Genomic DNA, 12,373 nt, shown 5'->3' with positions numbered 1-12,373 from the left:
AGGGGCTGATGAACGCCCCCGTGCTGGTCGACCTGCGCAACGTCTACACCCCGGCCGAGGCCGAGAAGCACGGCTTCGCCTATACCGGCGTGGGCACCACTTCGGCCAACGGCGCGGCCTGAGGCCGGCCTTCGCCCCGGACCCGTCGTCCGGGGCGGGACGGTCGCGTCGTCACCGGGCGGCGCGGCGGGCCAGGAGGGCGTGCAGCACCTGCGCCGCGACCACCCCCAGGATCGCGGCACTGCCTTTCACGGAGAAATCGAACAACCGGCCGTGCCGGCTCGCGGTGAGACCCTGCGCGAGTTCGAGGAGGCCGGCCATTGCGACGCTCGCCGCCATCGCCAGCCACCAGCGGCGGGGATAGGACAGGGCGAGCAGGAACCCGAATACGGCGTAGGCGGCGGCCCGCTCCAGGTGCGGCGAGGCGACGACCGGCCGCGCCTCGATCGGCGACAGCGTCACGAAGACGAGAACCGCCGCGACGATCCAGGCCGCGATGCGAACGAGGGTCAACATGCCACCCTCGTGCGCAGCGGCGCATCCGCGGTCAAGCTGCGAATCGAAGCAGGCCGTCGGTGGGCCGGATCGGTGCGCGGGCGCCGCCGCCGGCCCGTTTCGGCGCGTCCTGCGCAGTCCTCGCAAGCGGGGCGCTTCGAACCTCAGGTCGTTTTTACCGGACTTACCCAATTTGGAGGATGCAACCTCCCGAACTCCGATGCCTCCTGCACCCGTTGACCATGCTGCCGCGGTTCGGGGCCTTCTGGATGACCAAGGGTATGCCTGTCCGGGGCGGACGGCTTCGAGGGGGAAACAAGATGATCCGGGACATCGAGGAACTGCCGCGCTGGCTCCAGCGCCGGGAAGGCCGTACCGCCGGCCGCTACGACGGCAACAAGGTCGTGCGCTGGATCGCGCGACGCAACCTGAAGGATCGTTCCGCCGGGACGGCGACGGAGTTCCCGGCGACGCAGGATTGGTCGCGCATCGGCGGTTTCGGCATGCTGCGGCTGGTGGCCGACAATTAGAGCACCGGCCCGTCAGGCGGCCTCCGGCTTTCGGAAAAAACCGATGCGGCACAGGATCTTGGCGCGGCGTTCTGGATGTGCTGTCCAGGGCGACGCGCTCGGGTGCCGACCGAGAGGCGTGTTCCCCTCGACCGGTGGAACGCGTCTCTCGAACCCGTCCGATGCAGATCATCGCGGCGATTCGGATGCGAGGCGGCTGGGGCGGCCGCGTCTCCTCAAATCGTTGCGCCGCCGAGGCGACCGACCCGCTTCCATCAGCAATCGGCCGCGGAAGGAGCAGTAACGGGGAGCGATCTTCGCCAACGATTGCCCTGGACATTGCGGCCAAACAACTTGGCACCGTGGCCGGCCGGGTCCATGATCACACTCGATAAGCCGCCGGAGCACGCGGCGGCATCGGAGGGTCGTCCCATGCTTGCCGCCAACCGCCTCGTGAAAGCCGCCTGGATCGCCGTCGACGTCACGAAGGAGCGCGCCGAGCGCGTTCTCGTGGTCGAGGCCTATATCGCCGTGAGCCCGCTGGAGAAGAACTACGACGCGGAGCGCTACGAGCGCGTGGTGGAGGACGTGCGCCGGGTGCTGGCCGCCAATCCCGAGATCGACCGCGCCTCGATCCTGAGCATGCACCGCGACGCCGGCTGCGCCGCCCTGTTCCGCTCGGCACCGGCCACCGCGGCCTGACGAGCGGCAGAGCGGCCTCAGTCGAGCGGGGCCTGAGCCGGATCGTGCGGGAGCCCGACCTCGGCACTCTCGCGAGCGTTTGCGCGCCGCGTACCCGGCGGGGTCACGCGGCCGGCAGAGCCGGTCCCGGCACTACCGCAGCCGCTGCAGATCGAACGGGCCGCGCGGGCGCTGCGCTCGGCGATGCGCCGGTCGAATTCGTTCTGGCGCGCGGCCGATTCCTCGGCCTGCCTCTGCGCCGCCTCGGTGAAGCGCTCGTCGAGCAGCGGCCGGACCGGCGCCCGCTCCCGCGGTACGGGCTGAGGCTCGGCCGCGGCGGCGCTCGGCAGGGCGAGGACGACCAGGCAAAGGAGGGTGCGCATCGGCGGATCGCTCCGTTCCGTTCGAGCCGGCGGGCGAGGGCCAGCTCCGTCAGGGTAAGGCCGGATCGCCCGCGCCGGAAGCGGCGTCCGAGCCACGCTCAACGGGACTCGACGCGTCCGGCCTCGACGCCGTTGTCGAGGAACAGCCGGTAGGCCGGGTTGTCGGTCTCGTCGATGCAGGGATAGCCCAGCGCGTCGAGGGCCGCGTCGAAGCGGGCGCGCTCGGCCGACGGCACCTCGATGCCGGCCAGCACCCGGCCGTAATCGGCACCGTGGTTGCGGTAGTGGAACAGGCTGATGTTGAAGCCGTCGCCGAGCGCGTCGAGGAACTTCATCAGCGCGCCCGGCCGCTCCGGGAACTGGAAGCGGTAGAGCCGCTCGTCGGCGAGCCCCGTGGCCCGGCCGCCGACCATGTAGCGGACATGGACCTTGGCCATCTCGTTGTCGCTCATGTCGGTGACGGCGTAGCCGTCCCGCTCCAACGCGGCGATGAGGTCGCGCTTCTCGGGCAGGCCGCCGGGCAGGTTGACGCCGACGAAGATGCGCGCGTCCGAGCCGCGTGCATAGCGATAGTTGAACTCGGTGATGGCGCGGGGGCCGAGCGCCGCGATGAAGGCCCGGTAGGCGCCCGCCCGCTCGGGGATGGTGACGCCGAGCAGCACCTCGCGCTGCTCGCCGATCTCGGCCCGCTCGGCGATGTGGCGCAGGCGGTCGAAGTTGAGGTTGGCGCCGGACGAGATCGCCACCAGCGTGCCGGTGCCGGGGTTCTTCGCGGCCCAGGCCTTGGCGCCGGCGAGGCTCAGGGCGCCGGACGGCTCGGAGACCGCGCGGGTGTCGTCGAACACGTCCTTCACCGCGGCGCACATCGCGTCGGTATCGACGGTGATCACATCGTCCAAAAGCGCGCGGCAAATCCGAAACGTCTCTTCGCCGGCTTGGCGCACGGCGACGCCGTCGGCGAACAGGCCCACCGTCGGCAGCGTCACCCGCTCGCGCGCCTCGATCGCCGCCTTCATGCAGGCGGCGTCATCCGGCTCGACGCCGATCACCTGGGTCTCGGGCCGCAGGTACTTCACGTAGGAGGCGATTCCCGCGGCCAGGCCGCCGCCGCCGATCGGCACGAAGATCGCCTCGATCGGCCCCGAATGCTGGTGCAGGATCTCCATGCCGATCGTGCCTTGGCCGGCGATCACCTCCGGGTCGTCGAACGGATGCAGGAAGGTGAGGCCCCACTGCGCTTCGAGGCGCCGCGCTTCCGCCAAGGCCTCGTCGAAGGCGTCGCCGTGCAGCACGACCTCGGCGCCCCGTGCCCGGCAGGCATCGACCTTGATGGCCGGCGTTGTGCGCGGCATCACGATCACCGCACGCACCTCCAGCTTGGCAGCGGCGAGCGCCACGCCCTGGGCGTGGTTGCCGGCCGAGGCACAGATCACGCCGCGGGCGAGCTGGTCGGGCGACAGCGAGGTCATCTTGTTGTAGGCGCCGCGCAGCTTGAACGAGAAGACGGGCTGGAGATCCTCGCGCTTGAGCAGCACCGGCCGCCCCAGCCGCTTGGTGAGGCGCGGCATCGGATGGAGCGGGCTCTCGATCGCCACGTCGTAGACGCGGGCGGAGAGGATTTTCTTCACGTAATCGGTCACGGTGCTGGCATCCGGCCGCTGACACGGGCGAGAGAGGATCTCCGGCCCTTCCGATCGCGCGACCGGGTCTGACGACGGAGGCCTCGGACGCTCGATGACGGGATCGGAGCCGGTTTAGACCGTCGCGCCGCAGGATGCGAGGGATGCGGGGTCGCCGGGTGGCTAAAGGCGGATGCCGGGATCGACCAGGGCCGGATCGAGGGCGGCGTCGAAGACCACGCCGATGCCTTCGGCGAAGCGGCGCACCACCCGTCCGGCAGTGGAGCCAAGGGTGACGCTCTCGCCGACCTCGATCGGCCGGGCGAGCGCCACGGCGGCGCCCGAGGCCGAGACGTTGACGAGGCGGCCCGGAACGGCACGGCCGTCGCCGAGGGTGACGAGCACGTCCCGGCGCCGCGGCGCGATCCGCCGATGGCGGCGGTCCCCCTCCAGCGGATGATCCTGCTCCCGGGCGAGCGCCCACATCGTCCGCGCGATCGCGGCGGCCCGCTCCCGCGGCACCGACAGGCGCACGCCGAACGTGTTGGGGCCGTTCGTCACGATCCGGGTCTCGACCGTGCCGACGAAGCGAATGCTGCAGGTCAGCGCAATGCCGATCTCCGGCACGATCGCGGAGCGGAAGCCGATGCCCTGCGCGGTGATGTCCGCGGTGACGGCATAGAAGTCCGAATGCTGCCTGCCCCAGCACAGGGCGGGGAGAATGACCGCGTGTCGGTCTGTGGGGAGGCTGTCGGTCATGGGCCCGTTCGTCGTCGTCCGGCGGAGCCTGGGGCTCGACCCTTGAACGGAAGACGGACCGGATGCGGGCAATTTTCCGAGAAATTTCCGCGTCATGAGAAGCAGGCCGCATATCGCGTCGTTCGCGCGGCGACCTCGCGAGACTCCGCGAAGCACCCGGGTTCAGAGGGTGCAGGACGCAGCCATGACGGTCGTTCTCACAATGTTGCGGCGAAGTTCCGAAGAAACTTCTCTTCCTGCGACGTCCTTCGTCTCGCCCGGCGGAGCGCGCGATGTGGTTCGGCTCCTTTCGGCTCGCTTCGTCTTTACTGCGCGAGGGCGCATCGGCTCGCAGGCTTGCGTCCACTGCATGGAATGCCTGCCTGACACGAATGGCATTGCGGCACCGGCCTAGATCGGCTCAGGGCTCAGAATCGAAGTCGATATCTTCACCGAAGACGCGCCGGAACACCCTCCGGCCGTCGAACCCGGATCCGGAGGCATGCAATCCACGACGGGCGTCGACCGCACGCCCCGGCGGTGCATCGCGGGTGGCTTCCGGGTTTCGCTACGCGGCTTCGAAATGACGATGCCGAGATTCGGACCCGGTGCGACGGCACCGTGAACCCGAGTTCGGAGCCTCGGAGATCGGCTCCCGAGACTTGTCAGTCCTCGGTCGCGGCGGGCATGGTCCGCGGATGAGCGACATGCCGTCCGAGACCCACCGCCTCGCGCGCCTCGAAATCCGCATCACCGAGCAGGAAGCGGTGATCGAGGATCTGAACGCGGCCATCACGGAGCAGTGGACCGTGATCGACCGGCTCAAGCGACAGCTGGCTCGGCTTCAGGAGCAGGTCGAGGACTCCGCCTTCCGCACTGCGAGCGGCGCCCCGGAACCGCCGCCTCCGCATTATTGAGGGCCGTTCAGCCGGCTATCCCGGACGAACACCCGTCCGCTACAATGCGGCCAGCGAGCCGAGGGGAATCTCGACCATGAAGCGATCGGTGCGGCGGGCCATCGTCGGCCTATGCCTCGTGTCGGCGCCGGGCACGGCGCTCGGGCTGGAGCGGGCGCCGTTGCCGTCCGAGGCGCCGATGGAGGCTTGTCCCGAGCAGGGCGCGGGCTTCGCGCGCATCCCCGGCACCTCGTCCTGCCTGCGCGTGTCGGGGCGGGTGTCGGCCGGGATCGATGCGGGCAGCCATGGCGGCGCGGTGCCGGTGCGCGGGCGGTTCTCGGTCGATACGCGCTCCGCCACCGATCTCGGGCCGGTGCGCTCGTTCCTGAGGCTCGACGCCAGCCATCGCTAGGGCATCGGCCGGAAAGGTGGAAACCGGCTTTCGGAACAGCCGACGCGACACAAGAAGCGGTACCCGGCGCGGCCTCAATCGTCGCGGTAGACCCGCTCGCGGCGCTCGTGGCGCTCCTGCGCTTCGAGCGACAGGGTGGCGATCGGGCGGGCGTCGAGGCGCTTGAGGGAGATCGGCTCGCCGGTCTCCTCGCAGAAGCCGTAGGAGCCGTCTTCCAGGCGGGCCAGGGCGGAGTCGATCTTGCTGGTCAGCTTGCGCTGGCGGTCTCGGGCCCGGAGTTCGATGGCGCGGTCGGTTTCCGAGGAGGCGCGATCGGCGAGATCCGGATGGTTCTCGTTCTCGCTCTGAAGCGCCGTGAGGGTGTCCTGCGCCTCGCGCAGGATCTCGCTCTTCCAACTGAGCAGCTTGCGCCGGAAATATTCCCGCTGCCGCTCGTTCATGAAGGGCTCGTCGTCGGAGGGCCGATAGCCGTCCTCGATCGTGACCTTCGCCATTCTTACGCCCTCGCGCTCCCTGCCGGTCAGCGGCGATCTCGGGCAGGGCTATAATCGAGCACGGCAGGCTCCACAACGCGCGGATGCCGCTGGGCACGCCGGGATGTGAATTGCCCGCGGCGATGCGGCAAACACGTCACGGTTCGGAAGCGTGCGGGGCGCGCGAGCGCAGACCATTCAGGGTTGCCGCGATGTCGTCGGCCAGCGGCCGGGCGAGGCCGTGGCGGTAGTGGGTGCGGTCGAAGAATAGGGTGGGGTCGTGCAGGGCCGGCCGGTCCTGCCGCCCGTCGACGACCGCGCTCCGGGGGTGGCGCGCGAGCGCCGCGCGCATCGCGTCGCGGCAGGCGGTCTCGGCCCGCGCCCTCGGCGTGCCCACCCGGGCCGCGCCGGCAGCGTAGACCGGGGGAAACACCATCACGACCGGGGTCTCGGGCGGCAGGGCGGCCATCACGGCGCCGAGCCGTTCGGCCGCGGGAAATCCGGGACCGGCCTTGCCGCGATCGGCCGCATCGGGGGCCGGGGTCTCGCGGGCGACGCGGAAGCGCTCGCCGTCGAGGTCGCCGAGGCGGATGTAGTCGGGCTCGTAATCCCAGAAGCCGTCGGCCCGCGCGGTCTTGCGCCGCGCGCCGAGAAGCCAGCCGATCCGCCCGAAGACCTCCTGGGCGACCGGCCAGCGCAGCAGGCCGCGCAGGTAGGACAGGGTGTCCGGCCCGTAGAGCCAGAACGGGAACGGCTTGTCGTTGGGCAGCGCCGGGTCGTCGGTGCACCAGAGGTCGTCGATCGACAGGACCAGAGCGTCGGGTCGCGGATGATGGCGCAGGAACCAGCCGATCAGGGCGAGTTGCTCGCCCGGCCCGGTCGCCGGCACCGACAACTGCACGAAGGGGATGCCGGTCGCCGCGCTGAGGCGGGCGGGCTCGATCAACTGGATGTGCGAGTTGCCGATGACGGCTCCCGAGAAGGCGGGATCGCGGCCCCGCAGGGCGGCGGCCGTGCGCGGGCCCTGCTGGCGCACGGCGCCCGCCGAGAGCAGGGTGGAGCGCCCGCTGTCGTAGGGATCGACGATGAAGGCGAGCGCCAGGTATCCGAGGAAAAGGCCTGCAGCGACGGCGAGGAACAGCCGCGCGAAACCCGCCCAGTCCCCTTCCGTGCCGCTGCCGGAGATGCGCGCCATCATGATCAGAACTGGAAGTAGATGAATTCGTAGTTCGCATCGTCCCCGATCTTGAGCAGGACGATCACGAACAGGACGGCGAAGGCCGCGGCGAGCCAACGGTTCGGCGGCAGGCGGTGGATCGCGGCCCAGGCGCTCGGACCGACGATCGCGACCGCGGCGGCGAACAGGATCGTGCGCCACTTAAAGCCGGAGCCGGGCTCCGCGAGGCCGAGCAGCCCCTTGTAGATCGCGAGCGCCGCCTCGAACGAGGTCGCGCGGAACAGCACCCAGGTCAGGACCACGAAGAGCGCGGTCAGCGTCCAGCCGAGGAACGTCGGCATCCGCGCGCCGGCCCGGCGCCACAGCACGCCCGCGCCGAGGCCGAGCCCGTGGGCGGCGCCCCAGGCGACGAAGGTCAGCCCCGCCCCGTGCCACAGGCCGCCGAGGGTCATGGTTGCGAACAGGGCGCCGACCTGCATCGCCACACCCCGCCGGTTCCCGCCGAACGGGATGTAGAGATAGTCGCGCAGGAAGCGTGACAGCGTCATGTGCCATCGCCGCCAGAAGTCGCGCAGCGAGGTGGCGCGGTAGGGCACGTCGAAGTTCTGCGGCAGCACGATGCCGAACAGCAGCGCGATGCCGAGCGCCATGTCGGTGTAGCCGGAGAAGTCGAAGTAGATCTGGAACGTGAAACCGAGCGTCGCCTGCCACGCCTCGGCCGTCGTCACCGCATGGCCCGCGGCGGCTGCCTGGAACACCGGGTTGACGGTGGCCGCCAGCGGATCGCCCAAGAAGACTTTCTTGGACAGGCCGACGACGAGCAGCATCAGTCCGCGCCCGATCCGCTCGGCGGCGTCGGGCCTCCGATAGGGACGCTCGTCGAACTGATGGACGATCTCGCTCCAGCGCACGAGCGGGCCGGCGAGAACCTGCGGGAAGAAGGCGATGTAGAGGGCGTACTTCGTGGGCCCCAGGGCCGGGGCGCGGCCCGCCCGCAGGTCGGTCAGGTACATGATGTGGTGGAAGGTGAAGAACGAGATGCCGAGCGGCAGCACGAGGTCGACGTGCGGCAGGCCCATGCCCGGGATCAGGTTGGCGAGGTCGGCGAGGAAGCCGAGATACTTGAAGGCCGCCAGCACCGCGAGGTTGCCGGCGAGCGCGGCCGGAAACAGCCAGCCGTCGGCCCGGCGCGGCAGGGCTCGTGCGATCCACCCGTTGACCCCGATCGAGGCGACGAGCAGCGGCAGGAAGCGCCAGTCCCACCAGCCGTAGAACACGAGGGAGAGGCCCACGAGCAGCGGCAGGCGGGCGTCCGGCCGAAAGCGCTCGGCCGCCGCGTGCAGCACGAGCGCGGCGGGCAGGAAGGCCAGCAGGAAGACGAAGGAGTTGAACAGCATCGCGGGCGGGCGGACGACCTTCCAGGCGTTGGGGGCGCCTGCGCTCACCCCGGGGCGCCTTGTCGGGGATCGGGGCGGGGGCGTCAACGCCGGGAAAAGGCGTGCGGGAGGCGGACGGGATCGTAACGGTGCCGTTCACGTTGATCGCCGTAACCCTTGCTTGAGGGCCGGCCGTCCCGGTCCGAACGGAAAGGAGATCGTACGATGATGCACGCGAAGGCGTTTACCTTGACTGCGGTTGTCGCCGGCAGCCTCGGCTTCATGGGCAGCGCCCAGGCCGCTCCCCTCAGCCCCGCTCCCCTCGCCACCGGAACCGACGGCGCACTGATCGAGCGCACCGCAGGCTATTGCGGCCCCGGCTTCCATCCCAATTGGAGGGGCGTCTGCGTGATGAACCAGATCGGTCCCGACGGCTCCTACAGGAGGCGGGGCGGTCCCTACGGCTACGGTGGGGGCTACGGCCGCCCGAGGCCCTACGGCTACTATCGTCCGCGCCCCGACTATTACTGAGCCGTTCCGCGGCGACCGGCGTCAGGCGGTCCGCGCCGCATCGAGCTTGGCGAGTTCCACCGCCGCCCGCAGTTCGATCTCGGCGACGAGCCCGTCGAGGCGCGGGTCGCCGCTCTCCGGCATGCGCTCGGCGAGGCGCCCGGCGATGGCGCGCAGGTCCGCATGGGCCACCCGCCCGCCGATCAGGGCGGCCTTCAGGCGGTCGAGACCGTCGAGAAGGTCGTGCCCGCGCTGCACCGAGCGGCGGCGGCGCTCCTGCGGCGTGTCCGCCCCCTCCTGCCCCTGCAGGGTGAGGATCGCGTCGAGGCCGGCGAGCATGCCGGTCTGCGCGGTCCCTGCCGTGCTCGCGCGCTGCGGTTCCGTCCCCTCCGGCGCGAAGGCGCCCGGAGCGGCGGCCCGGCGCGGGCCCGAGGCGGCCCCCGCGGCGGCGGCGGCAAAGCGTGTGTCGACGCGCATGATCCGGCCCGTTCGAAGAGAGCCGCGAGAATCGGCACGCAGGGTTAAGCGCGGGTAAACGCCCCGGCAGATCCTGCCGCCCCGGCAGGAAACGGCCCGGCGGGCGGCGCGGGCGGACGCGCACCAGCTCTCGATAAATCCAATATCGTCAGAGGCTTGCACGAAACGCCCGGCTGGCACGGCCCTGGCAGGTGGACCCGGCATGATGCCGAACCCGGTCCCGAGACACCCGATGCCGCTCCCGCAGCGCCTTCGCCCGTTCCGCCTGAAGGCGGTCCTCGCCAGCCTCATGGCCGCAATCTTCATGGCCGCGATGCCGGGTCCCGCCGCCGCCCTGTCGCGGGTCAAGGACCTCGCCTCGATCGAGGGCGTGCGCTCGAACCAGCTCGTCGGCTACGGCATCGTGGTCGGCCTCAACGGCACCGGCGACACCCTCAACAACATCCCGTTCACCAAGCAGTCGCTCCAGGCGATGCTGGAGCGGCTCGGGGTCAACACGCGGGGTGCCACGATGCGCACCCAGAACCTCGCCGCCGTGATGGTGACGGCCAACCTCCCGCCCTTCGCCACGCAGGGCACCCATATCGACGTGACGGTGTCCTCGCTCGGCGACGCCAAGTCGCTCCAGGGCGGCACGCTGCTGGTGACGCCGCTGCTCGGCGCCGACGGCGAGGTCTACGCCCTGGCCCAGGGCTCCGTCGCCATCGCGGGCTTCGCCGCGGAGGGGGAGGCCGCCAAGATCACCCGCGGCGTGCCGACCAACGGGCGCATCTCCAACGGCGCGCTGATCGAGCGCGAGATGGCGTTCAAGCTCAACGAGGCGCGCTCGCTCCGCCTGTCGCTGCGCAACCCCGATTTCACCACCTCGAAGCGCATCGCGGCGGCGATCAACGACTTCATGGGCGCCGACACCGCGGAGCCCATCGACCCGGCCACCATCACGCTCCAGATCCCGTCGAAGTACCGGGGCAACATGATCCGCCTCATCACCGAGGTGGAGCAGTTGAAGGTCGAGCCCGACCAGACCGCCCGCGTCGTCGTGGACGAGCGCTCCGGCATCATCGTGATGGGCCGCGACGTGCGCGTCTCCACGGTGGCGATCGCGCAGGGCAACCTCACGGTGACGATCACCGAGCAGCCGATGGTGAGCCAGCCGGGCCCGCTCTCGAACGGCCAGACCGCGATCGTGCCGCGCACCGGCGTCAAGGTCGACACGCAGGACGGCAACAAGCTCGCTCTCGTGAAGGAGGGCGTGACGCTCCGCGAACTGGTCGACGGCCTCAACGCGCTGGGTGTCGGCCCGCGCGACCTGATTTCGATCCTGCAAGCGATCAAGACGGCCGGCGCGCTCCAGGCCGACATCGAGCTGATGTGATTTTCGAGGATAGGGGACCGAAGCCATGCTGCCTCTCGCGACCTTCGCGGCCTCCGCCGCCGCCGGCGTCGGCAAGAACCTGCTGCAATCGCTGTCGAAGACCGACACGAACACGATGGACACCGCCCAGGCGGCGACCCAAGCCTCGGCCAAGGCGCGCAAGACGGCGAACGAGTTCGAGAAGATGTTCCTAGAGGACAGCCTGGAGCGGATGACCCAGAGCGAGGGCACCGAGGGGCCGCTGGGCGAGAACGGCAACGGCGGCGGCGTCTGGCGCTCGATGCTGACCAAGGAATACGCCAACGCCATCGTGAAGAGCGGCGGCGTCGGCATCAGCAACCAAGTCTATTCCGAGATGATGCGGATGCAGGAGGCCGGCCGTGGCGGTCGCTGACACCCAGCCTGGTCCCCCTTTGCGCCTCACCGACCGCGCCGGGTCGCTGACCTTCCTGAAGGGTCTGCTCGCCGTGATGCGCGATCTCGAAGCGGCGCTCGTCCGCGAGAGCGAGGGCGTGCGGGCCGGCCGCATCGCCGAGGCGATGACGGGAGCTCCCGCCAAGGCGCAATTCGCCGCCGCCTACACGACCGGGCTGGAGGCGGCGAAGGCCAACGCGATCGCGCTCGCCCGTTTCGCGCCCGAGGAGCTCGAAACGCTGAAGCTGGCCCAGAAGCGCTTCGCCGCCGTGGTGGAGACCAACCAGCAGGTGCTCGCCACCGCCCGCGCCGTCTCGGAAGGCCTGATCAAGGCCCTGGCCGAGGAGGTGGGCAGGACGCGCACGCCCACCGTCTACGGCCGCCCGTCGCACAGCCCGTCTCCCTATGGACGGGGCGGGGCGAACAGCGGGCCGCTGGTCTTCTCGCGCAGCCTGTGACGGGGCGCCGGCGTTGCCTCGCCGGGTGCGACAAACAAGCCGGGACCGCGATCGCTCACGCTTGCTCTCACACAGAGCGCGCAAGCGAAATCTGATCTTTTCGCGGAGCGCGGCAACACTCAAGCTCGCGGAACTTTCGCGGGCGCCGCCGTTTCCCCCGGAACACAATCATCGGAGGTAACGGCCATGTCGAACGACGTGCTGATTCCGCTGCTGGCCGTCGTCACGATCGTGGCGGTCGCAGCCTTCGCCATCTGGCAGCGGGGCCGGGTGGCGCAAGCGAAGAAAGACCCGCAGCGGTCGAGCTTCACCCAGGCCCACGGCGAGGCACCGCGCCCGAACCGGCCCGGCACCGATCACTGACGGCGCGTCGATCCGCG

General features: G+C 70.4%; 17 protein-coding genes. 9 read left to right on the top strand and 8 right to left on the bottom strand.

What is annotated here, in order from left to right:
* Positions 1 to 171: 171 nt before the first annotated feature.
* Positions 172 to 516 carry a VanZ family protein gene (locus HNR00_RS22990; RefSeq protein WP_183573477.1) on the bottom strand — a complete coding sequence of 115 codons (345 nt, stop codon included), beginning with the start codon at positions 514 to 516 and terminating at the stop codon, positions 172 to 174.
* A 299-nt stretch (positions 517 to 815) separates the two neighbouring features.
* Here HNR00_RS22990 and HNR00_RS22985 point away from each other — a divergent pair, with 299 nt between their 5' ends.
* Positions 816 to 1,025 (top strand): hypothetical protein, encoded by a 210-nt coding sequence (locus HNR00_RS22985; protein WP_183573475.1) that lies wholly within the window; start codon positions 816 to 818, stop codon positions 1,023 to 1,025.
* Positions 1,026 to 1,436: 411 nt separating this feature from the next.
* Entirely contained in the window at positions 1,437 to 1,706 is a 270-nt protein-coding gene (locus HNR00_RS22980; RefSeq protein WP_183573473.1) for a hypothetical protein, read from the top strand.
* 17 nt (positions 1,707 to 1,723) lie between these two features.
* On the opposite strand, the gene HNR00_RS22975 is transcribed toward HNR00_RS22980, so the two are convergent.
* From HNR00_RS22975 to HNR00_RS22965, 3 genes are all read right to left on the bottom strand, one after another.
* Positions 1,724 to 2,068 carry a hypothetical protein gene (locus tag HNR00_RS22975; protein ID WP_183573487.1) on the bottom strand — a complete coding sequence of 115 codons (345 nt, stop codon included), beginning with the start codon at positions 2,066 to 2,068 and terminating at the stop codon, positions 1,724 to 1,726.
* A gap of 98 nt (positions 2,069 to 2,166) precedes the next feature.
* Positions 2,167 to 3,747: a threonine ammonia-lyase, biosynthetic gene (gene ilvA, locus HNR00_RS22970; RefSeq protein WP_183573485.1), complete on the bottom strand. Its 1,581-nt coding sequence runs from the start codon at positions 3,745 to 3,747 to the stop codon at positions 2,167 to 2,169.
* A gap of 123 nt (positions 3,748 to 3,870) precedes the next feature.
* The gene (locus HNR00_RS22965; protein ID WP_183573471.1) at positions 3,871 to 4,446 is read right to left on the bottom strand and encodes a PilZ domain-containing protein; all 576 of its coding nucleotides are present in this window, start codon (positions 4,444 to 4,446) and stop codon (positions 3,871 to 3,873) included.
* 677 nt (positions 4,447 to 5,123) lie between these two features.
* On the opposite strand from HNR00_RS22965, the gene HNR00_RS22960 reads away from it, so the two are divergent.
* Together HNR00_RS22960 and HNR00_RS22955 are read left to right on the top strand one after the other, a co-directional pair.
* Positions 5,124 to 5,342 (top strand): SlyX family protein, encoded by a 219-nt coding sequence (locus HNR00_RS22960; protein WP_183573469.1) that lies wholly within the window; start codon positions 5,124 to 5,126, stop codon positions 5,340 to 5,342.
* Between the two features lie 76 nt (positions 5,343 to 5,418).
* Positions 5,419 to 5,733: a porin gene (locus HNR00_RS22955; RefSeq protein ID WP_183573467.1), complete on the top strand. Its 315-nt coding sequence runs from the start codon at positions 5,419 to 5,421 to the stop codon at positions 5,731 to 5,733.
* A gap of 74 nt (positions 5,734 to 5,807) precedes the next feature.
* Here the strand turns inward: HNR00_RS22955 and dksA are convergent, their stop codons facing one another.
* From dksA to HNR00_RS22940, 3 genes are all read right to left on the bottom strand, one after another.
* Entirely contained in the window at positions 5,808 to 6,227 is a 420-nt protein-coding gene (gene dksA / locus HNR00_RS22950; RefSeq protein WP_183573465.1) for an RNA polymerase-binding protein DksA, read from the bottom strand.
* Positions 6,228 to 6,363: 136 nt separating this feature from the next.
* The gene (locus HNR00_RS22945; protein WP_183573483.1) at positions 6,364 to 7,401 is read right to left on the bottom strand and encodes a hypothetical protein; all 1,038 of its coding nucleotides are present in this window, start codon (positions 7,399 to 7,401) and stop codon (positions 6,364 to 6,366) included.
* A 5-nt stretch (positions 7,402 to 7,406) separates the two neighbouring features.
* Positions 7,407 to 8,780, bottom strand: a complete 1,374-nt coding sequence (locus HNR00_RS22940) for an MBOAT family O-acyltransferase (RefSeq protein ID WP_183573481.1) — start codon at positions 8,778 to 8,780, stop codon at positions 7,407 to 7,409.
* Positions 8,781 to 8,984: 204 nt separating this feature from the next.
* Here HNR00_RS22940 and HNR00_RS22935 point away from each other — a divergent pair, with 204 nt between their 5' ends.
* Positions 8,985 to 9,290, top strand: a complete 306-nt coding sequence (locus tag HNR00_RS22935; RefSeq protein WP_183573463.1) for a GCG_CRPN prefix-to-repeats domain-containing protein — start codon at positions 8,985 to 8,987, stop codon at positions 9,288 to 9,290.
* A 21-nt stretch (positions 9,291 to 9,311) separates the two neighbouring features.
* Here HNR00_RS22935 and HNR00_RS22930 read toward each other — a convergent pair whose 3' ends face one another.
* Positions 9,312 to 9,746 (bottom strand): flagellar assembly protein FliX, encoded by a 435-nt coding sequence (locus HNR00_RS22930; RefSeq protein ID WP_183573461.1) that lies wholly within the window; start codon positions 9,744 to 9,746, stop codon positions 9,312 to 9,314.
* Between the two features lie 232 nt (positions 9,747 to 9,978).
* On the opposite strand from HNR00_RS22930, the gene HNR00_RS22925 reads away from it, so the two are divergent.
* From HNR00_RS22925 to HNR00_RS22910, 4 genes are all read left to right on the top strand, one after another.
* Entirely contained in the window at positions 9,979 to 11,121 is a 1,143-nt protein-coding gene (locus HNR00_RS22925; RefSeq protein WP_183573459.1) for a flagellar basal body P-ring protein FlgI, read from the top strand.
* Positions 11,122 to 11,146: 25 nt separating this feature from the next.
* Positions 11,147 to 11,515 (top strand): rod-binding protein, encoded by a 369-nt coding sequence (locus HNR00_RS22920; protein WP_183573457.1) that lies wholly within the window; start codon positions 11,147 to 11,149, stop codon positions 11,513 to 11,515.
* Entirely contained in the window at positions 11,502 to 11,993 is a 492-nt protein-coding gene (locus tag HNR00_RS22915; protein ID WP_183573455.1) for a hypothetical protein, read from the top strand. The genes HNR00_RS22920 and HNR00_RS22915 overlap by 14 nt, the downstream gene beginning before the upstream one ends.
* A 186-nt stretch (positions 11,994 to 12,179) precedes the next feature.
* On the top strand, positions 12,180 to 12,356 hold the full coding sequence (locus HNR00_RS22910; RefSeq protein ID WP_183573453.1) for a hypothetical protein: 177 nt from the start codon (positions 12,180 to 12,182) through the stop codon (positions 12,354 to 12,356).
* Positions 12,357 to 12,373 lie beyond the last annotated feature (17 nt).

The sequence above is a fragment of the Methylorubrum rhodinum genome (assembly GCF_014199935.1).
Classification (GTDB): Bacteria; Pseudomonadota; Alphaproteobacteria; order Rhizobiales; family Beijerinckiaceae; genus Methylobacterium; species Methylobacterium rhodinum.
This window is presented reverse-complemented; position numbering and strand designations above follow the sequence as displayed.

Bases quoted from the DNA above. Each gene is read 5' to 3' on its own strand.
- HNR00_RS22935 (WP_183573463.1), top strand. From the start codon at position 8,985: ATGATGCACGCGAAGGCGTTTACCTTGACTGCGGTTGTCGCCGGCAGC.
- HNR00_RS22945 (WP_183573483.1), bottom strand. From the start codon at position 7,401: ATGGCGCGCATCTCCGGCAGCGGCACGGAAGGGGACTGGGCGGGTTTC.
- HNR00_RS22985 (WP_183573475.1), top strand. From the start codon at position 816: ATGATCCGGGACATCGAGGAACTGCCGCGCTGGCTCCAGCGCCGGGAA.
- HNR00_RS22940 (WP_183573481.1), bottom strand. From the start codon at position 8,780: ATGCTGTTCAACTCCTTCGTCTTCCTGCTGGCCTTCCTGCCCGCCGCG.
- HNR00_RS22960 (WP_183573469.1), top strand. From the start codon at position 5,124: ATGAGCGACATGCCGTCCGAGACCCACCGCCTCGCGCGCCTCGAAATC.
- dksA (WP_183573465.1), bottom strand. From the start codon at position 6,227: ATGGCGAAGGTCACGATCGAGGACGGCTATCGGCCCTCCGACGACGAG.
- HNR00_RS22965 (WP_183573471.1), bottom strand. From the start codon at position 4,446: ATGACCGACAGCCTCCCCACAGACCGACACGCGGTCATTCTCCCCGCC.
- HNR00_RS22955 (WP_183573467.1), top strand. From the start codon at position 5,419: ATGAAGCGATCGGTGCGGCGGGCCATCGTCGGCCTATGCCTCGTGTCG.
- HNR00_RS22920 (WP_183573457.1), top strand. From the start codon at position 11,147: ATGCTGCCTCTCGCGACCTTCGCGGCCTCCGCCGCCGCCGGCGTCGGC.
- HNR00_RS22930 (WP_183573461.1), bottom strand. From the start codon at position 9,746: ATGCGCGTCGACACACGCTTTGCCGCCGCCGCCGCGGGGGCCGCCTCG.
- HNR00_RS22990 (WP_183573477.1), bottom strand. From the start codon at position 516: ATGTTGACCCTCGTTCGCATCGCGGCCTGGATCGTCGCGGCGGTTCTC.
- HNR00_RS22925 (WP_183573459.1), top strand. From the start codon at position 9,979: ATGCCGCTCCCGCAGCGCCTTCGCCCGTTCCGCCTGAAGGCGGTCCTC.
- HNR00_RS22980 (WP_183573473.1), top strand. From the start codon at position 1,437: ATGCTTGCCGCCAACCGCCTCGTGAAAGCCGCCTGGATCGCCGTCGAC.
- HNR00_RS22975 (WP_183573487.1), bottom strand. From the start codon at position 2,068: ATGCGCACCCTCCTTTGCCTGGTCGTCCTCGCCCTGCCGAGCGCCGCC.
- HNR00_RS22910 (WP_183573453.1), top strand. From the start codon at position 12,180: ATGTCGAACGACGTGCTGATTCCGCTGCTGGCCGTCGTCACGATCGTG.